This is a genomic window from Streptomyces sp. NPDC104202, from assembly GCF_055584185.1.
In genome coordinates, this window is record NZ_JBVJMN010000086.1 from 1 (window position 1) to 20,410 (window position 20,410).

Annotated in this window: 10 protein-coding genes and 1 pseudogene; 4 read left to right on the top strand and 7 right to left on the bottom strand. The window is 67.8% G+C overall.

What is annotated here, in order from left to right; genetic code table 11:
* Window positions 1-241 precede the first annotated feature (241 nt).
* Window positions 242-1,456: an FAD-dependent oxidoreductase gene (locus ACZ60W_RS34455; protein ID WP_469759350.1), complete on the bottom strand. Its 1,215-nt coding sequence runs from the start codon at window positions 1,454-1,456 to the stop codon at window positions 242-244.
* 405 nt (window positions 1,457-1,861) lie between these two features.
* Between ACZ60W_RS34455 and ACZ60W_RS34460 the strand changes: the two genes are divergently transcribed.
* A protein-coding gene (locus ACZ60W_RS34460; RefSeq protein WP_469759351.1) for an IS5 family transposase occupies window positions 1,862-2,793 on the top strand; the annotation gives its coding sequence in 2 pieces (ribosomal slippage) (window positions 1,862-2,254 and window positions 2,257-2,793; 930 coding nt in all).
* Between the two features lie 15 nt (window positions 2,794-2,808).
* Here ACZ60W_RS34460 and ACZ60W_RS34465 read toward each other — a convergent pair.
* Window positions 2,809-3,156, bottom strand: a complete 348-nt coding sequence (locus ACZ60W_RS34465) for an SH3 domain-containing protein (protein ID WP_469759352.1) — start codon at window positions 3,154-3,156, stop codon at window positions 2,809-2,811.
* Between the two features lie 665 nt (window positions 3,157-3,821).
* Between ACZ60W_RS34465 and tap the strand changes: the two genes are divergently transcribed.
* Window positions 3,822-5,999: a telomere-associated protein Tap gene (gene tap / locus ACZ60W_RS34470; protein ID WP_469759353.1), complete on the top strand. Its 2,178-nt coding sequence runs from the start codon at window positions 3,822-3,824 to the stop codon at window positions 5,997-5,999.
* A gap of 4 nt (window positions 6,000-6,003) precedes the next feature.
* Window positions 6,004-6,561, top strand: coding sequence for a telomere-protecting terminal protein Tpg (gene tpg, locus ACZ60W_RS34475; protein WP_469759354.1), 558 nt, complete (start codon window positions 6,004-6,006; stop codon window positions 6,559-6,561).
* A 335-nt stretch (window positions 6,562-6,896) separates the two neighbouring features.
* Here the strand turns inward: tpg and ACZ60W_RS34480 are convergent, their stop codons facing one another.
* From ACZ60W_RS34480 to ACZ60W_RS34500, 5 genes and pseudogenes are all read right to left on the bottom strand, one after another.
* Window positions 6,897-10,943, bottom strand: a complete 4,047-nt coding sequence (locus ACZ60W_RS34480; protein ID WP_469759355.1) for an SAV_2336 N-terminal domain-related protein — start codon at window positions 10,941-10,943, stop codon at window positions 6,897-6,899.
* The gene (locus ACZ60W_RS34485; RefSeq protein ID WP_469759356.1) at window positions 10,940-11,959 is read right to left on the bottom strand and encodes an AAA family ATPase; all 1,020 of its coding nucleotides are present in this window, start codon (window positions 11,957-11,959) and stop codon (window positions 10,940-10,942) included. Before ACZ60W_RS34485 ends, ACZ60W_RS34480 begins: the two co-directional genes overlap by 4 nt.
* A gap of 62 nt (window positions 11,960-12,021) precedes the next feature.
* A complete protein-coding gene (locus ACZ60W_RS34490) occupies window positions 12,022-13,485 on the bottom strand; it encodes a VMAP-C domain-containing protein (protein WP_469759363.1) in 1,464 nt (487 codons plus the stop codon).
* A 201-nt stretch (window positions 13,486-13,686) separates the two neighbouring features.
* Window positions 13,687-14,220, bottom strand: a pseudogene (locus tag ACZ60W_RS34495) (trypsin-like peptidase domain-containing protein); the annotation flags it as partial.
* Window positions 14,221-14,222: 2 nt separating this feature from the next.
* The gene (locus tag ACZ60W_RS34500; RefSeq protein WP_469759357.1) at window positions 14,223-14,615 is read right to left on the bottom strand and encodes a CU044_2847 family protein; all 393 of its coding nucleotides are present in this window, start codon (window positions 14,613-14,615) and stop codon (window positions 14,223-14,225) included.
* A gap of 1,060 nt (window positions 14,616-15,675) precedes the next feature.
* Between ACZ60W_RS34500 and ACZ60W_RS34505 the strand changes: the two genes are divergently transcribed.
* Window positions 15,676-20,409, top strand: a complete 4,734-nt coding sequence (locus ACZ60W_RS34505; RefSeq protein ID WP_469759358.1) for a DUF6531 domain-containing protein — start codon at window positions 15,676-15,678, stop codon at window positions 20,407-20,409.
* Window position 20,410: the final 1 nt, after the last annotated feature.

Below are 20,410 nucleotides of genomic sequence, written 5' to 3' on the forward strand. Positions count from 1 at the left end.
CACTGTGGGGGGGGGGGGGGGGGCGGCGTGTGCTCTGGCTGGCGGAGGCGCCCCCCCCCCCCCCCCCACGAACACCCCCCCCCCCCCCCCCCCCCCCCCCCCCCCCCCCCCCCCCCCCCCGGTCGTGGCACGGCTAGGAGCTGTCCGGCCGATCATGGCCACGGCTAGGTAGCCTCCGGGCTGGGGCGGGTGTCCGGTGGCTCGGGTGCCGCACTGGGGGTGCGGTGCCCGAGCGGTGGGGTCAGGCGGGCAGGGGCAGGTGCCCGATCACTTTCTGGCCGACGAATGCGGACATCCGGACGGCGTGGTAGGCGTAGTCGCGCATCGCCTGCTCGTAGTCGGCGATCCCTTCCAGGAGGGGCTTGTCGCCGCGGGTAACGGCGAGCAGCTCGTTGCCCAGGGTGTGGGCGTCGCGCAGCGCCGTGTTGGCACCGATGCCCAGGGCGGGGCTCATGGCGTGGACGGCGTCGCCCATGACTGTGACGTTGGAAGGTTCCCAGGCGTCAACGGGAACGCAGCTGCGGCACTTGAGGGCCTGCACGGTGGCGGGGTCCCAGAGCCGGACGGTCTCGACCAGCGCGGGGTGCCAGGCGGCGACGCGCTCCAGGACATGCTCCTTGAGCGCCTCGGGTGCGGAGGTGAACAGCTCCGCGTCGGTGAGCATCCCCTCGGGCAGGGAGTTGAAGATGCTCAGCGCGTAGTCGGCGGTGGCCTCGCGCCGGAAGTCCGGCTCCTGCTCGGCGATCAGGGGCGAGGTGGGGTCGGTGCGCTCCAGCGGGCCCAGGGTCAGGCCGGTGAAGTCGTCGGCGTAGGCCATGGAGAAGGTGTTGAACAGCTGCGCGGGCAGTTTGGCCTTCGCCTCGCCGGTGAGGTGGATCTTCGCTGCGATGTGCCGCGAGCCCAGGTCGGCGACCTTCACCTGGGGCAGGCGCTGGGTGCGCACGGCGGAGTTGATGCCGTCGGCCGCGATCAGCAGGTCGGCCTCGACCGTGCTGCCGTCCTCCAGCAGCACGGTGACGGTGGAGTCGGGGTTGTCGCGGTACCCGGTGACCCTGGCGCCGAAGTGCACGACCTTCTCCAGGCCCAGGTAGAGGATGCGGCGCAGGGTCGCGCGGCACATCACCAGGTGCTCGGGAATCTCGGTGGGCACTCCGGTGCCCTCGGTGGCCGCCCGGTCGCGGCCGGGGCGGAGGTTGAGCTGCTCGTCGAAGAGCAGCATGTCCTCGCTCGGCATGCCGCACGTCGCCAGGAACAGCTCCCACAGGCGCGGCTCCAGCGCGGTGTGCAGCGCGGAGGTGCCGGTGGAGTTGATGTGGATCCGGTAGCCGGCCTCGCGTGCGGCGATGTCGGCGTCCCGCTCGTACACGGCCACGTCCAGGCCGTTGCGGTTGAGGTAGTGAGCCAAGGTCAGCCCGGCGAGCCCGCCGCCGACGATGACGATACGCAGTCCAGACACAGTACTCCTGAGGCAGAATTCTTCTCTTACTCGGAGCACACCAGGACTCCCGAAAGGGGAGGACGTTGACGCAGGAGGGAGAACCCTCATCCTGCGGTCCGGACTACAAACCGGAAAGCAATTTCGTGTGCCTTGAAAGGCTACACCGACCAACCACCGCTAGAGCCCGAAAGGCACTATGACGTGCGTCATTGACGCGCCCGTCTCCCTTGTGGTCACCGCATCCGGCCGCCAGCAGGGCAGCTTGACACATCAAAGAGATTCTGCTCGCTAGAATCTTTCTTTGACTGCCCGGGGAACTTCTGGTTAAGGAAGGTATTCATCTCGTCGCCATCTTTGCCTGGTCTGCTGGAAGCTGTCCGACCGATCATGTGACTGTCACCGGCCTTGGTCGTTGGTCCGGGTATGGGGCGGGGCGATCTGACAGACGCCGAGTGGGAACGGCTGCGGCCGTTCCTGCCGGTCAGCAACAGGCGTTGTGGCCGGTGGCGGAACCACCGGCAGGTGATCGACGGGATCCTGTACCGGGTGCGGACCGGTGTGCACTGGCGCGACCTGCCGGAGCGGTTCGGGCCGTGGAAGACGGTCTACGAACGCCACCGGCTGTGGTCGGCCGACGGGACCTGGGAGCGACTGCTCCAGCGGGTCCAGGCGGAAGCGGACGCGGCCGACGACGTCAACTGGGGCATCTCGGTCGACTCCACGATCGTGCGGGCCCACCAGCACGCGGCTGGCGCTCGTACCGATCCGCCGCCTGCCCTTGCCTCAAAGGGGGCTGGGCCAGGAGAACACCAGGACGAGACACCGTGGCAGAGCCTCGCCGCCCGCCTGGCGGAGGTGGTGGAGACAGCGAGGGCCTGGGCCGCTCGCGCGGCGGGTTCACCACCAAGGTCCACCTGAGTGCGGACGGCCGCTGCCGCCCGCTGTCCCTGATCGTCACACCGGGCCAGCGGGCGGACTGCACCCAGTTCATTCCGGTGCTGGAGAAGATCCGCGTTCCGCGGACCGGACCCGGACGCCCTCGCAGGACACCCGACAGCCTTGCTGCCGACAAGGCCTACAGCAACGGGCCGTGCCGCGACTACCTGCGCAGACGCGGCATCCGGCACACGATCCCGGAGAAGACCGACAGCCAGGCCGCCCGCCTGCGCAAAGGATCACGCGGAGGGCGGCCACCGGTCTTCGACGAGGAGCGGTACAAGGAGCGCAACACCGTCGAACGGGCCATCAACAAGCTCAAGCACGCCCGAGCGGTCGCAACTCGCTACGACAAGCGCGGCTACGTCTACCTCGGCACCGTCACCGCAGCAACCCTCGTCATCTGGCTCCGCACATGATCGGCCGGACAGCTCCTAGTCCAGCCGCATGCAGACGGAGGGCGTCAGGTAGCGCTCGGCGACCCACCCGACCGTCCCGGCCCTGATGCCAGAGCGCGAGCGCTCGGCCAGGGTCACCCGGTACCACCCGCCCTGCTTCCGGTCGACGTCGACCGTGTCGCCCCGCGTCAGGTGCCCCAGCGAGGCCCGCGACGCGCTCGGGCCCGAGCGCAGGTGCACGGTCGAGCCGGCCACGTCGTACCCACACGCATTGAGCGGGGCGCCTGTCCGCACCCCCGCAGCGGGAGGGGCCGCGAGCGCGGGCACCGCCGCGCCCGCCAGGAGCGCGGCCAGTACCGCGCTGGAGATCATGAGTCGTCGCATGGACGGCCCAACCGGGCTTCCGGCCGGGCGTCACGGCCCAGTGTCCGCGACCACCCCGAAGCGTGATCGGGTGGTCTGCCGACCCTTTCCGAGCCTCTGTGCTTGCTCGCCTTGAAGTCTCAATGCTTCCAAAGATTTCCGGGCCTGGAATCTGGCCACCCAGTAGGTGACGAGTCCACCGACGAACACGCCCGCCATCGCTGACACAAACTCCTTGGACCACAGGTCCGTTAGTACATCCATGGCGATCATCATGCCGACGGGGCCAGCTCCCAGGGGTGGATCCCATCAACTTCCCGGAGCCTCCAACAGGACTTTGCGCTACGGGCTCCGATCTCACAGCGTCGTGCATGGCGGGCCCGAATGTAGCTTCGGTGCGCTCCGCCGAGCCTCGGCCCACAAGTGATGCTTCCGTACCTCGAAGGATTTCAGGTTGCCGGCCGCGCGCCTGCATCGCGGCAGACGCGGTACGAGCAAGACGGAGCCCTTACGGCTTCGTGTGGCCATTGGAAGCGCGGCCCTCCGATGCAGGCTTCGTTGAGGAGTCCTGCAGGGGTGTTCCAGCTGATGGGGTGCTTCTGCCATCAGCGTGAGGTGACCTTGAGGCGCAAATTCAAAGATAAATCCATGAATAAATCTGATATGTTTTCAGTGGAGGTGGGCTCATGTCATCGAGACCGAAGGAAGAAGACCTGTTCAGAGCCGTTGAGGCGCTGCTGGCGGGCGGGCCGGAGCTCCCCGACCCCGCCGAGCGGTCCCGTCTACGTGAAGCGGCAGGTGTCACGCAGGCCGGCCTCGCCCAGGTCCTGCAGACCTCGACACAGACGGTGAAAAACTGGGAGGCAGGACGCAGCGAGCCGCGGCCACCGCGTCGAGCCCCCTACCTGGAGCTGCTCGAAGGGTGGGCGAAAAAGTACCCCGCTCCCGCCCCGCGAGCGACACATCCTGAGAGTGAGACCCAGGCAGCCGCCCCGGCGGTTGCATCGGAGACAACGGCTTCGACTACGAAGGCGCCACCGGAGGCTGCTCCCCTCTACCAGGCAAGCAAGGTCCGGCCGGCGTCGACGCCGCGCCCCTCGGCCACCCGACCCGCCCCAGCACGTACCGGCGACACCACTGACCTGCGGTTCGCTCATGGCCCGCTTGCAGTCCTCACCGTCCAAGACGGTGCAGTGCTCGGTTACTGCGCGAACGGGCTAGTCCTCGATGTTCCAGCCAAGACACTGCCCGCACTCATGGAGTGGACACTGGCCGAGGGCCGGTTCGGCGCGCCCCGTCTGGATGGCTCAGGCCGCGACGCCGACCCCCTGCTCGTACTCAGCCCCGCTGCCCTTGAGCTTTTCGGCTTGCCTGTCGAGTGGTCCGATGCCGAGCGTCACGCTGGCCGTCTTGCGGCCGATCATCCTGCGGTGAGGCAGCTCGAGGACGCCAAATGGCGCCTGACCCGAAGGGGGTTCGGCCCCTGGGCCCGGATCTACCGACCCGCCCAGGGCAGCCGCCGCATGTGCGTCCAACTATGCATTCCGTCGTGGAAGGCTCTCGACACCCGCTCGTGGGGACACGCCGCCGAGCTCGCGCCTGCCGACCTGGCCCGCGTGATGAGCCTGTACGCCTCCCGCGTGATCACCCCGCGTGGCTCGACCGCGGTCACCGGCCTGGAGCTGATGACCGCGTTGCACCCGCCGACCCGCGCCTCCGCCCCCGACACCGAGGGCCGCCGGCACAGCGTCCACAACCCCGGCTCGCTGGGGACCGAGCCAATGGACCCGCCGCCGTGCGAGGCGATCAACGGCCACCCGGTCCTGGCTCACCTGCCCCGCTTCCACCAGCGCGGCCCCGCAGAGCGGATCTTCGAAGAGGCGTACGACTGGGCGCGGCCACTCACCGACGAGGAGTGCCTGCGCAGCCATCTGGTCGGCATCGACGTCAACATGGCGTTCGCCGCCGCCGCCAACGGCGCGGTCGTCGGCCTGGCGACCCCGCCCGTCCATACGGTCAACCCCGTCTTCGACCCCAAGGTCCCCGGCTCCTGGCTGGTCGACCTCTCCCATGTCGACCTCGACCGCGTCATGGTCGGCAAGAACTGGATCGACCTGCGCGGCGACCTGCTGCCCAGCCCGTTCACCCCCTACGGCGAGCGCCCCGAAGGTCCGGCCTGGTACGCGACCCCGACCATCGCCTACGCCGTCGAACTCGGATACACAGTCCAGCCGCTCGAGGGCTGGCTGCGCCCGGATGCGGGCCGCTACCTGGACGCCTGGTACAAGAAGCTCCGCGACGCCTACATGGCGACTATGGCCGACCTCGGCGTGGAAGACGGGATGTCCCCGACCGAGTTCCTGGCCGCGATGGACGGTTACAAGCAGCGCGACCCCGACGCGGCGATCGTTCTGGACGCCATCAAGGGCACGGTGAAGTTCGGCCTCGGCAAGCTCCAGCAGAAGGCATCTGGCAACTGGACGCCGGGCCAGCCGTGGCCTGCACTCTCCCGCCCCACTTGGCGCCCCGACATTCGCGCCACGGTCATCTCTCGGGCCCGCATCGGCATGCACCGCAAGATGGTCGCGCTCGCCGCCGCCACCGGCCAGTACCCAGTTTCCGTCCTGTCGGACTGCGCGGTCTACGCCGCCGACGGCCCCTCCCCGCTCGACGTTCTGCCCTACACCCACGGCAAGACGATTCCCGGCAGCTTCCGGATCGGTATCTCCCCGGGGATGGTCAAGCACGAAGGCACCCGAACACCGCTGTGGGCCGAGGAGATCCGTGAGCAGACCAGCAACCCGCTGCTGAACCTGGCCCGCAACATCAAGACCGGCACCGTTAGCCCGGACTCGGGGGAGTAGAGCCATGGTGGTCAAGACGGTCGGCGAGGGCCTGGACAGAGTCCTGGACAAGGCACTGACCCGCCCTGTCCCCAAGTCTGCAGGGGCCCAGATGCGGTTCCTGGTCAAGCAGCTCAAGGGCACCAAGGCTGCTGCCCAGCTGCTTGGCGTCTCCCAGCGCACGGTTGAGCGCTACGTAAAGGACCAGATCAAAAAGCCCCGTCCCGAGTTGGCGACCCGTCTGCGGGAAGAAGCCAGCAAGCGGTGGCAGCCGAGAGTGAAGGACAAGGCCAAGAAAGCGGCGGCCACCAGCCAGGGTCTGATGATCGACGTGAGAGCCAACCTGGGCTATACGGCCCCGGCCGGCACGACCGATGAGGCCCGCGAACGCCATCTCACTCTCGCGCTTCCGCCGCATCATGCCGGGCGGATCCTCGCTGCCCAAGAACACGGTGAACGTGACATGCGCCAAGCGGTCGCGGATGCGCTGAAGGAGGTCTACTTTCAGCAGCGCGGCACCCGGGCGGCCAGCCTGGAGGAAGTGCGCATGCTGGACGTCGAGCACATCGAGTTCGACTTGTGACACCCCGGCGAGCCCGGCGCCCCCGCTGCCGAGGCATCCGACAGTCCTTGCTGGGATGCTGCGGTGAATCACACAGGTGGGCGACCCGCGCCTCCGGACCGGTAGGCCATGGGCTGCATGAGGCCGTGGTCGTTCGTCGCCAAGCCCAGAAGTCGCAGCAGCTGCCAGACCACCAGTCACATCGAAGGACCGGCAGACAGTGGGCGGATTCACAAGCTTCGTTGCGGTGGTGACTGGACGAGGGAATGTGCAATGCCGGCTCGATGGCGGAAATCTGGTCGAGGAGTGGCCCAGGCAGGCTTCTCATCTATGGGGCGCAGGGGACAGCAGGATGGTTATGCGCCTGCCTCCGGCGTGCTTACGGCGTTTGCCTGAGAGGCGGCTGCCGCATCGCCGTCGCCGGCACGAGTGTAGGCAGCGGCAGACTGCATCCATGCATGGCGTGTTCGAGAAGAACTGCTACCGGATGCAGACAGAGTCGAGGCAAGCGCGCCCCAGGCACCCCCCCTGCGCGCCCAGTCCTCCTCCCGGGCAAGCACCTCGACGGCTCTCTCTCCCGCCGAAATCGCCTCCTGGAAGCGCTTCACCTTTCGGTATGTAATACCGATGGCGACCCACGCGTCGGCTTCACCGAGGCCATCACCCACCTCCTGATGAAGCCGAACTGCCCTTTGGAGAGCGTCGAGTGCTTCATCGAAGCGGCGCAGCTCCCCAAGCACGGCGCCGAGATGGTTCCAAACGAGGGCTTGGCCGTGCAGGTCGTCAACCTGCTGATGCAAAGCGAGGGCGGTTTGGTAGGTGTCGTGTGCTTCGTCGAAGCGGCGCAGCTCCCCGAAGACGGCGCCGATGTTGCTCCAGGTAGTGCCCTGGCCGTGTATGTCGCCCAATTCCTGCTGCAGTTGCAAGGAAGTTCGATGGGCGTCGAGTGCTTCGTCGTGACGGCGGAGAGTTCTCAGCGTGGTACCGATTCTGTTCCAAGCATCGGCTTGGCCGTCTGCGTCGCCGGATTTCTGGTGGAGGTGCAGGGCGGTTTGGTGGACCCCGAGTGCTTCGTCGAAGCGGCGCAGCTCCCCAAGTACAGCGCCGATGTTGCTCCAGGCGATGGCTTGGCCGTGTGTGTCGCTGGATTCCTGATGGAGTAGGAGGGCCCTTCGGTGGGCGTCGTGTGCTTCGTCGAAGCGGCCCAGCTCCCCAAGCACGGCACCGAGGTTGCTCCAGGCAGCAGCCTGATTCCGTGTGTCACCAAGCGCCTCACATGCATCGAGAGTACGGGCACGGATGGTGAGCAGGTCTTGGAGACGTCGCCGCCATTCAAGGTAGCGACCTAGAGCGAAGCCGAGACGAGCAGTCTTCGACTGGTCGTCCGCCTCGGCATGGACGGCAAGGAGGTTTTCACATTCGCTGTCAAACCACCTCAAGGCATCCTGCCGGTCGGTGAACAGATTCGACACGCGATTCTTCCGTGGGTTCAGATGGCTGTCGGCTGCTTCGGCACGGCGGAGGTAGTGGTCGGTGAGCCTGCCCAGGGCCTGCCCGTAGCGTCGGCGCGGCACACGGCCACTGTCCATCATGGTTCGGGCCTGTTCCCGCGCGTGAATACGCAGAAGGTCGTGCATGGACCAGCGGTCAAAACCAGGGCCGCTCTGAGAAAGGAGATGCGCACGGAGGAGCTGCCGCAGCAGTGGGGTGATCTGGTCTGCTGACTGATTGGCGAAGGCTGCGGCAGCGGAGGTAGAGATGTCCGGGCCAGGTTGGAGGCCGAGGAGACGGTAGAGGTCGGCCTGCTGGGGGGTGAGGCGATTGAGGTATGCGTCCAAGACGGTGCGCAGGTTGCGCTCCCCGTCATCCAGGACGTCGAGACGGCTACCGGCACCGGTGAGCATCCGCACCTGTGCGGACAGTGGCTTGTCGGCGTCCTCGGCAAGGAGAGCGGCGGTGATCTGCATTGCCAGAGGCAGGTAGCCGCAAAGTGCAGCGAGTTCCGCCGCGGCCGCAGGCTCGTCCTCAACCCGCCGGTCGCCGGGCCAGGCGACCTCCAGTTGCTGACGTAGCAGGTCGACGGCGGCATCCGGCGTTAGAGGGCTGACATTAAAGAGCCGCACACCGGGCGTAAGCAGTGCGTGGCGAGACGTTGCCAACAACGCGTGGTGGCCGATAGGCAGCAGCGGCTGGACCTGTTCTGAGGCTGAGGCGTTGTCCGCAATGATCAGAACTCGCTGCCCGCTTCTCTCCAGCGTCTCGAGTTGTAGCCGATAGAGAGCCGCGCGCTCGTTCGGCATGGGAGGGATGTGGTCCGCTGCGACACCCAGGGTCCGCAGCAATGTCTCCAGCGCGTCCTGCGGTGGGACGGGCTCGGGGTCGTAGCCGCGCAGGTCGATCACCTGAATCCCTGTGAACCAGCCCCTTTCGAGCGCGGCATGCGCGACGGCATTGGCGAGCGTCGTCTTGCCCGCGCCCGGCAGTCCCGCGATCGCCGCTACCGCCGCATCCTCACCGTTTTCCGGATCTAGCAGGGAAAGGATCTTCGTCATCTCCTCCTGGCGGCCGGTGAACCCCAGTGGCAACATCGGCACGGAGCCCAGTGCCGTGGGCACCGCCGCATACGCAGGCACGTTGATTGCAGCCTCTTGTGTTCCGCTGCCGAGCGCCTGACTGTGGTCGAGTAACGTCTCCGAGCTGCTCTGCGGCCAACGGTCCTGAACGCTTTGCCCTGGAGGTGTGCCCGTCGGGCCGCGGCTCTGGTCCATGTCCGGCAACGAGGCGTGCGGCCCCACGTTGATCGAGGAAGAAACGCCCAGTCTGCGCATGAGAGCCTCGTCCACCCAACCGAACGGTTGTACTGAGTTGGGCGGCGCCAGGTCTGTGCCGTCGGGATGCTGGAGCCACGCGGGGAAGCCGGCCGACGAACCGTGGAGTTCTGCCAGGTGGGCCGTCACCGCCCGCGTGGTGCGCATCAGCTCGGCGGGCGGCACCGTGCCGAGCAAGACCTGCCGGACATCCTCGCTGAAGTCGAAAATCCTTTGTTGCGGGGGAAGTTCCGTATCACCAGCACTGCGCATGAGCCCACCAAGGAACACCTCAGCGAGGTGGGACGTGTCGACGGTGGGTGTCATGGCGTACTGGACCAGCCGCATCACCGGCACGGGCAGTGGTCCCACGGACGCCAGATGCGCGGCCAGGCGATAGGCATCTGGGGACGCGGAGGCGCGAAAGCCCATGACGGTTGCCTCCGCGCCTGCCGTGCGACTGCTGCGGTGTGACGGCGCCGGTGAGGAGGTCGGGACAGGCGGCAAAGTGAGCAGAGGAAGGACGGCGCTGCCCCCTAGAGAACTGATCAACCGGGCCCAGGTACTAATGACGTCGCCGTCGGTGGAGAGGACAGGGACGGGCACTCCGTCGAACGGGGAGAGTCCAGGCGGCAGGAGAGGGTCCTCGATGCGCCAGGAACGGTTTGCCGAGCCCCTGCGCTGCACTGTCACCCGCCAGGGCCGTGCGTCGATGCCCGTGCCCGCCCACAGACGCCGGGGCAGCGCATGCACCACCGCCGCGGGCCCCGCCGCCGCAGCCCGCCTGAGCTCTTCGTGCATCGAGCCGTCCCGCCACGCCCGGCCGACCCCATCACTCACCACCAGCAGCAGGGTGTTGCCGACGGGGTCGAGCACCGTGGACATCGGCATCGACGTGCCACCGGAGCCGTAGAGGTGGCTGCGCAGGTGAGGCCCGACGGCGCCGCGGGTGTCCAAGCCGTGGACCCGCACGTTCCGGAAGGCTCCGCTGCGCATCAGCAGCCCCCGGAGCTCCCCGACGAAACGCTGCCACAGGAGCATGGAGACGCCGTCATCGACCAGGATCGTCAGGTCGAGCCATCGGGTCACGGCCGGCCGAAGGACGGTTTCGGGGAGCCCCGTCTCCGCCATGGCCGTGACCGTCGCCTCGATGTCGACTTCGGTACGCAGAGCGTCGGGACGCACCTGCCTGAGAGGGCGTAAGGCGCGCCCGAGGCGCAGTTCCGCGCTACCGAGGGCCTTGGCTTCGGGTACTCGTACGGCTACTGCGGCCCTGTCGGCCGGGGCGGGGGGCTGCTGCGCAGCCGGCGCGGCGAACAGGCCGGACTCCTGTGCGGGCCACGGGGCGGCATCCACAGTCGTGTCGTCCTGGCCAGGCGTCGGGGATACGACGGCGGCTGGGACGCTGGCGCGCTGGCCTGCGACCTCCAGGGCGCGCGGCTCTGCCAGGGCTGCCGCGCGCGCGAGTGCCGTAGCGGCGGATAGGGGCAGCCGCGTGGCCAGCCACAAAGCGTCGAGGAGTTCCTCGGCGTCAAGCAGTTCTCCGTCCGCGGACAGCGCTTTGCGGACCTGCCCGAGTCCGGGGCGGCTGGTCACAAGGTTCCGCCCAGGCGGTGCAATACCGCGTCGAGCAGCCCCTCAGCGTCCAGCTCGACTCCGCCACGGCGCAGGAAGACGGCGTTGAGAAGTTGGTCCGTGGCCAGTTCGCCACGCGCTCTGCGTGCCAGGAAGGCGCGCATCACGTCGTCGAACCCGTCCATGCCGACGCCATCGCCGTCTGTATCCAGGTGCGCGGAGACGATATCGCGCAGCCTGCTCTCGTCCGGTTCCGGAAGATCCAGCCGTACGCACCGGCGCAGAAAGGCCGGCGGGAAGTCGCGTTCTCCGTTGCTCGTGATGACGACGACGGGGAATTCGGTACAGCGGACCCGTCCGCGGACGACATCCGTCCACGTCTCGGGATCGGCGGCCATCACACTCACCGAGGCATGGTCCTCGGCGAGCCGTGCCAGCTCAGGGATCTCGAACTCGCCCTCTTCGAAGACGTTGAGCAGGTCGTTCGGCAGGTCGACATCACCCTTGTCGAGTTCGTCGACCAGGAGAACCCGCGGTGACGCAGACGGCACGAGAGCTGTGCCCAGGGGGCCCAGACGCACATAGGAGCCGATTCCTGGCTCCTTTTTCGGGGTGTCGCTGTCCGGCCGGTCGCCGCGTACGTTCGCCTCCCGGAGGCGGCCGATCGCGTCGTATCGATAGAGCGCGTCCTGGAGAGTGGTGCGGCTGTTCACCGGCCAGTGCAGGACACGGCCCAGGGAGAGTTCGTGGGCCAAAGCGTGGGCCAGGGAGGACTTGCCCGTCCCCGGATGTCCCGTGACCAATAGTGGCCTGCGTAGGAGGAGCGCCGCGTTGACGATGTCCGCCTCCTGGGGGCCGATCAGATACGGCCGGGTGCGCCGCGAGCCAGATTCCCTGTCCCCGAAGCGCCGCCACGGGGGTGCCTCGGGGAAGGAGACACGACGGGCGTGACCGTCGCCCTTGAAAAGCCGCCAGCCGTCGTCATGCTTGCCGTCGGCCGCGTCGTCGAGGTGCCCTTCACGTTCTGGGGCCGTCATCGGGTGTCTGCTTCCTAGTCGGGGAATGTGAGGAGGGACTGCTGTGAGCCGGCACGGGCGTGTCATGCAGGGTCCGCGAGGTGAAGTGGTCCTGGCAGTGACACTTCGGTGTCATGCCACACAAGCACCGGTTGCGCCGCCGAGGACTCTGCCCCTGTGCCGTAGAGGGCAGAGCGGAAGGTCTGCAGTCGCTGCGGAAGCTTGTCCAGTGGCCCGGTCGGCTCGAGTTGGTCCAGGCGGGAGGCGTCGTCATGGGACGTTGCGGCACGGTCCCACAGGACGACGGGGACCCCCATGGCCAGACATACAGGGAGCAGCTGGCTGCGTTGGTGCGGCGGACCGTGCAGCACCACCCGGGCGGTGTCGCGATGCGGGTTCTTCAGCAATTCGTAAAGGTGCTGAAGGTCGACGGAGGGGTCGCCGACAACCAAGGTGTGGGGGGCTTCGGCGGCCCAGCGGCGCCGGACCTCTGCGTCGGCCTTGACGCTGAATTCAGGGCATCGAAGGGACACCTGGTAGCGGCTGCCCAGCGCCATGCTGAGTCCGCTGACATCGGGAAGGATCCCCTGGAGCTCGGGCAGCTCTGCTAGTTCGTTGCCTGTCTCCCAGCTGTCTACCGGAGTCTCGAGATGGGCGTGGCCCACGACTACGTCCACCTGTGAGAGAGACGGGCCGCCCATCACTCCGTTGCCGTCCGCGGTCCTGCGTATCAGCCGGCCGATCTCCCCGGGCGACAGGGACTCTTTCGGGGTCGCGACGGCCTCCTGCCCCCCGCCGTCGTGGCAGAGCCAGATCTCGCAATGGAAACGCTCGGACTGCTCGGGGTCGGCCGTGAGGCGAGTGACGATGCGGGCGACGGTGGGTGGTCGCTGGGCGGCCCAAATCCTCGCGTCGGCGCGCCGTTCCGCCAGCGCCGAAGGGCTGATTCCCAGTCGGCGCGCAACGCGGTCGCACCAGGCACGCAGAGCCACGCCCCGTGCGGCGTCGGCTGTGGCGGCAGCGGTGAACTCAGCCAGCTTGAGCAATGCCGGGACCGGGACGGACTGGGTGGATCCGAGAGCTCCATCGGAGTAGTCCTCCAGCGTGAGCAGGACCGCGCTCACGTCGGACTCGGTCAGCTGGGAGGTGTGTGAGAGCACGGAAGGCAGAGGCATTAACCGGAGAGCCTCGCGAGCGGCGCGCGCGATCAGCCCGGGTTCGGCGACGACGCACGCTCGCATCGCTGTGAGGAGCTGGTCGTGTTCGGCGACGGAGAGCAACCGGACACCATTCTCGATGCGGCCGAGTGCCAGCAGTTCACTGAGCGCTTGACGCTGGAGCGCGTCGTGTTCGGCGGCAGGCGCCAGAGACTCGGACAGCGTGGCGAGCGCACGGCCTTCTTCCAACAGCACTGCCGCCAGTTCATCCAGGGTGGGAGCATGTGTACCACTGGACGGCACCCCACAGCCCAGGGCCGTCACGAGGTCCCGGCAGTGGTCGATCCGCCTAACCGGATCGTCCAGCAAAATACGCAGCACCGGCACCATGCTGCGCACGGACACCTCGCCGACGCCCGCGGTGTGGCCGCCCCCCACCACCTGACACTCCGCAACGACGTCACCGGCCCCGGCTCGTGTCAGCTCCTCCCGGACTGTCTGCCAGGGCACTGCCCAGCCCCGGCGGACCGTGTCCTGGGCGCGAAGCGGAGCGTCCCTCATCACCTGGGCGATAACGAGTCCCGCAACGGTGAAATCGGATCTGACCCACAAGGGGCCGCCACTGTATCCAGGGCCGATCGCCGCACCGGTCAAAGATCCGTCCAGATAGCAGCAGCCGCCGTCGTCAGGACCCGCAACAGTGTCTGCATAAGTGATCATGGCGCCCCCACCGTGCCACGATCGCAGCTCTGTGCCCTCTACCAGTTCCCGCCACACCACAGGTCTCGCCCAGCCAGGAGCCCGGTCCCCAAGGTCGAGCACGGCCAAGTCGCCGCCCCACACAGGACTACCGGGCCGCTTCTGAGGAGGCAGCCAGAGCGACAAGCGGGCGGTACCCGCCTCGGCGGCCGTGTCCGCGCCATGAAAAGAGACAGCGAACACCTCCTCAGCATCCGGCTCCTCGGTGCTCAAGAGGTCCCTGCCCAAGGCGTCATTGACCACATGGGCGCAGGTGAGGATGCGATCGGAGGAGAGAAGGACCGCGGCGCCGGCCGCCTTTGAATCACTCACCCGCAACAGGGCGATGTGCGAGCCAGGTGCTGAACGGCCGCGGAACCAGCCCATCTCTACGCCTCGCCGGGAGCCTGGTTCTGCCAGGTGGCACTGACGGTCATCGTCGCCTGGCCACTCACCCCAACGATCCCGAGCTTGAGGTCCTTGCCGATCTGGACACCGAACTCGACCGTAAGCTCCTGAGGCGGGTGCGCGGTGCCTGTGACAGCCGAGTGGACCTCCTCAAGAAGCGGACCAAGAGGACTCAGCGCAGACTTCAGAACATCCTGTGCCACTTCGGAGGGGCGCCGACCCCTGGCGACAGGAGTGACGGTTCCAAAGCCTTCCGGAAGGTCAGCCTCGTCGGAAGGGCCTGCAGGGGCGGGGACTGGTGCGAGCTCACCCACAGGGGCAAGCTCCACACGCAACGCGGCGCCATTGAGATCGAGTTCGAGGTATTCCGGCATGGTCGCATTGTGCAGGACACGGAGGGACTGCCGGGGCAGCTTTCCAATAGACCGTGCACTTCCCGCCTGCAGAAACGCTTTACTCCCAACGAGGGGCACCCTCTTCTGCCCCGAAGCGGGCTGCCCCCCGACGGTTGTCCACGTTGCTGCGACGGTCCGGGGCAGAGATCGAGGCAGCTCGTGCCCGGCGCATGCGAGCACCTGTCGGCGGCGCATCGCTCTTCGATCAACATTTCCGACCGACGGCGCCTCTGGCGGTGGGGCAGTCCCAAAGGACAGGCTGGAGTGCCGGGCGACCGGACCAGCACAGGCGCTCACATACCCGTCCATGACAGAGCTCCGCTCCGCTGTGAGTGCGACCGGCTTGGGCCTACTCGGACGTGAGACGGCGCGCCAAGTCCGCAGCGAGCTGGCCAGCGGCCTGTCCGCGCGGAGTGAGAACTGATGGCCTACATGCCCACCGCCGTCGCCGTCGGCTATCTCCGCGAACCCGACAGCGAACTCCCTCTACCGGGAGCAAAGTTCGCCCAGGAGATCCACGCCTTGCTCACGGCTAACGCCACCCAGCCCGACCAGCCCAGCAACCTCCCCGCCCGCACCCGCCTCCACGGCCGCAGCCGCTCCGGATCACGTCAGTCATCAGCCACCACGGGACCGCGGATCCCACAGCCTCTTGACGAGGCCGCCTCACGTTGACCACCCCACTTGCCCACGCGTAACCGGGCTTTCAGCAGTGCCACGAGTCGCGCTATATCCATGGCGGCAAGACGGGGCCCAGGGCCTCGACGTAGCAGGTCAAGCGCGGGGCCTCAGGAAGTGACGAAGCTCTGGCTGCCGTATGCCTTGATCGGACGTATCGCATCGCATTCACAATCCATGCAACAGCCAACTGGGCGACCGTCGGCAGAGCGGGGGCGATAGTTGTGGCCTGCTGCGATCGCCTCACGTGGCAGGTGGCGAACCCTCATGTCTGCTCCGGTTGTTTTGCGACTGCGGATTACTCGTCAGGTGACATGCGTGGTAGGACTGTTCGGGCGCTTCGATCTATGGGGGATGAGTCGTGGCAGTGACGGTGCCGGACTGGGCGGATACGCTGCTGGACCTGGTGGGGGTGAACTGGCCCAACGTCGACGAGGACGCCTATCGCGACATGGCCGACGCGCTGCGGGAGTTCGCGGACGACCTCGCCGACGACGGACAGCTCGCCAACAATCACCTGCAGCGTCTGCTGTCCTCGGGGCACGGCGAGGCGATGGACGCCCTCAACGCGCACTGGAGCAAGGTCAAGGACAAACACCTCAAGGACATGGTGTCCGCGGCCCGAACGATCGCGGACGCACTGGATCTCGCGGCGGGCGCGATCGAGGCCATGAAGTGGAAGGCCGTTGCGGAGCTTGGGGTGCTGGCCGGTCAGACCGGTCTCGCCATGGCGCTGATCCCCGTGACCGGTGGGCTGTCGGCACTGCTGGGAGCGGGAGCGATCGCGTTCACCAAGAAGCAGTTGCTGAAGCTCATCACCGGGGCGATGGAAGAGGCCGTCGGTCACATCGTCGGGGTGATGACCGAGCCGGTCGTGGCCGCGCTGGAGAACATGGCGGCAGACCTGGTCGTCCAGGTGAGCATGGACGCGCTGGGCGTCCAGAACGGTGTGGACCTCGATCAGACGAAGCAGGCTGGTAAGGACGGCTTCGACGAGGGAGTGCAAGGTGCCAAAGAAGGTCTGAAGCTCGCTTCCGCCGGGGGAGGTGGAGGGCGGGCCGGCGGCAAGGGCTTCCACATCGAGCACGACGAGCACGAGCATGCCGGCACGAGACTCAACGGTGTCAGTCTCGGGATCCACGGCAAGACCGCAGGGAAGCTAACCAAGGCCAAGGGACACCAAGGCCGCAACCGGGGCCGGGACGACATCGCCGACGCCCTGGACCCCGTGATCGAGAAGGCCATGGGCGCCCTGGTGAAGTCCGCCAAGACCATGGGCGACCACATCGGCGAGACGCTCCCCAAGGCCGTCAAGCAGATCTCCAAGGACCACAAAACCAACGACGACAACATTCGTGACCGCCTCGCCCGCCAGCGCAAGGGCGACCACGACGACACTAGCGGGAGCGACAACCGCACGCTGTCCCGCAAGAAGTCCGGTGACAGTACTCGGACCAGGCCGAACGGACTGCATGACGTCCGTGACGACGAGCGTCGTCACTCGATTCCGCTGGACCGCAAGACGTGCAAGTCCGACCCAGTCGACATAGCGACCGGCGAGATGACCCTTCCGCAGGTCGACCTCTCCCTGCCCGGCGTGCTCCCCCTCGTCGTGGACCGTACGCACCTGTCCGACTACCGCTACGGGCACTGGTTCGGCCGCAGCTGGTCCTCGCCGTTCGACGAGCGACTGGAAGCCGAGCCCATGGGGTTGGGCCTCGTCTGGGCCCGCAGCGACGGCTCCTGCCTCCGCTACCCCCGGCTACCGCAGCCCGGTGACGACCGGGTCTGGCCCACCGAGGGGCCACGGATCGCTCTGACCCACGGTGGGGTGTACGAGGACCAGACCACCTACACCCTGTCCGAGCCCGGAGGCATCACCCGCGCGTTTACCGGAAGCCCTTACCGCACCTCCCCGGCCTACTGGCTCGCCGAGATCAGCGACCGCCACGACAACACCGTCACCTTCGCCCGCCGCCCGGACGGTGCGCCGTCCGCGGTCTCCCACAGCGGCGGCTACAGCGTCCAGGTGGACGTCGCCGACAGCCGGATCGCCGCCCTGCGCCTTCGCACGCCGCAGGGACCTGTCACCGTCATGTCGTACGGATACGACGCGGACGGCAACCTCGACGCCGTCACCGACTCTTCCGGCACGGCAACACGCTTCGCCTACGACCCCAGCGGCCGCATCACCTCGTGGACCGACCGCAACCTGTCCACGTACCTGTACGTCTACGACGCCGCCGGCCGCGTCGTCCAGACGGTGGGACCCGACGGCTTCCTGTCGTCGTCCTTCTCCTACGACAGCGAAGCCGGCACCACTTGCTACACCGACTCCACGGGCGCCACCAGCGTCTTCCACCTCAACCACCTCCTCCAAGTCGTCGCCGAGACCGACCCTCTGGGCAACACTGTCAGCCAGATCTGGGACCGATACGACCGTCTCCAGAGCCGCACGGACAGCCAGGGCCGCACTGTCGCTTACACCTGGGACGAAAACGGCAACCCGACGTCCGTACGCCAACCGGACGGCTCCCTCGCCACCACGCAGTACGACGAACGGGGCCTGCCCACCGTCGTGACGGCCGCCGATGGAAGCGTGTGGCGGCGCACCTACGACGAGCACGGCAACAACGTCTCCCTGACCACACCGGACGGCAACACCACCCATTACGCCTACGACCCCCACGGTGCCCTCGCTGCGGCGACCGACCCCCTAGGCACGCGGCACACCTACCGCTCGGACAAGGCCGGCATGGTCCTCGCCCACACCGACGCCCAGGGCAGGACCACCACCCTGGTACGCGACGCGTTCGGCCGTCCTGTCGCCGTCACGGATGCCGAAGGCGCCACCACCACGTGCACGTGGACCGTCGAGGGACACCTGGCCTCACACACCCGTCCCGACGGCGCCACCCGACGCTGGACGTACGACGGTGAGGGCAACTGCCTCACCGAGACGGACGCCAACGGCGGCCTCACCCGCTACGAGTACACTCACTTCGACCAGCTGTCCTCTCGCAGGACCCCCGACGGCGCCCGCTACGACTTCCGTTACGACACCGAGCTGCGCCTCACCGAGGTACGCAACGCCGCCGGGCTGACCTGGGACTACACCTACGACGCCGTGGGCCGCCTGGTCCGTGAGACCGACTTCGACGGCCGAACCCTGCGCTACGACTACGACCCCTCGGGCCGCTCCCACAGCCGTACCAACCCGCTGGGCCAGACCGTCACCACCCACCTCGACGACGCGGGCCGCGTCACCGCACGCGACGTCGACGGCGCCGTCACCACCTACACCTACGACCCCTCCGGCAGGCTCACCGAAGGACGGTCCGCCGACTCGTTCCTCGCGCTGGAGTGGGACGCCATGGGCCGGACCGTCACCGAGACCGTCGACCAGCGCACCAGCCGGTACGGCTACGACGCACTCTCGCGCCGGACCGTGCGCATCACGCCCGGCGGGGTCGCCACCCACCTCACCCACGACGAGGCAGGCAACCCCACGCACCTCTCGCTCGACGGCCACGACATCGCCTACTCCCACGACGCGGCCGGCCGCGAGGTCACCCGGTCCTTCGGCAGCCCCGAGCAGCCTGTCACCCTTACCACCGCGTACGACACCGTGGGCCGCGTCAAGGAACACCGCCTTGCCGCCACGAACCGAACCCTCAGCCACCGTCTCTACGCCTACCGAGTGGACGATCGCCTCGAAGCTGTCACCGACAAGCTGACCGGCAGCCGCAGGCACTACGAACTCGACCCGGCGGGCAGGCCTCTGCGCGTCGAGGCCCAGGGCTGGACCGAGACCTACGCCTACGACACCGAGGGCAACCAGACCTCCGCCCAGTGGCCCGACAAGGCCCCTCACTCCGAATCCCGCGGCAGCCGTACCTACAGCGGCAACCGACTGCGATCCGCCGGCGCCCTGCACTACACCTACGACGCGGCCGGCCGCATCATCGAACGGCGCAAGAAGCGGGTCTCCCGCAAACCCGACGTCTGGCGCTACGAATGGGACGCAGCCGACCGGCTGACCGCTTGCACCACACCCGACGGCGCGCGGTGGACCTACCGCTACGATCCGCTCGGACGCCGCATCGCCAAGCGCCGGCACGCGGACGACGGGACCGTCGCCGCCGAGACCATCTTCACCTGGGACGGCAGCCGCCTGGCCGAGCAGACCGACTCGACGAGTGGCACCACCCTGACCTGGGAGTACGACGGACACCGCCCGCTCGCCCAAGCCGAGCGCCGCACCACCTCCCACCCCGAACGCGACCAGGATCTCGTCGACGCCCGCTTCTTCGCGATCGTCACCGACCTCGTCGGCACACCCACGGAACTCGTCGACCATACCGGCGCCACCGCCTGGTACAGCCGCGCCACCCAGTGGGGCGCCACCGCCTGGAACCGCGACGCCACCGCACACACCCCCCTGCGGTTCCCCGGTCAATACGCCGACCCCGAGACCGGCCTCCACTACAACTTCTTCCGCCACTACGACCCCGAGGCCGGCCGCTACGTCAGCCCTGACCCCCTCGGCCTCGACCCCGCCCCCAACCCCGCCGGCTACGTCACCAACCCCACCACCGATGCAGACCCCCTCGGACTCGCTCCCTGCATGCAGGGCCTCGAGGACATGGCACACAAGATCTCCCAGGTCCTACCCAACAAACGGCAACGGGAAGGGCAGACCGTCGCGATCATCGCCACCCGCCACAAGGGCAACGACGTCCTCATCGTCGCCGGAACCAGCAAGAGCAAACTGACGCCCGCCCAGCGCAAACTCGCCGAGGAGATGGGCCTCTACCCCCTCCCGAATGACCAGTACCTTCCCCCGACACCGCCCAAGGTCCCAGGCGGGCACGCAGAGCAGAACATCCTCCATTACCTCAGCCGCCTGCACAGCAAAGGCTCGGACGACTGGCTGCCCACACACGGAGCGGCCCAACGCAGCGTCTGCCCCGATTTCTGCGCACCCATCATCCGCATCGAGGGCATGCTTGCGGGGCCCACGTATGGTGACGACAAACCCACCCACCGGCGGCAGTTCTACTGGCCCAGCCGCTACACCCCGGACACGGACTAGG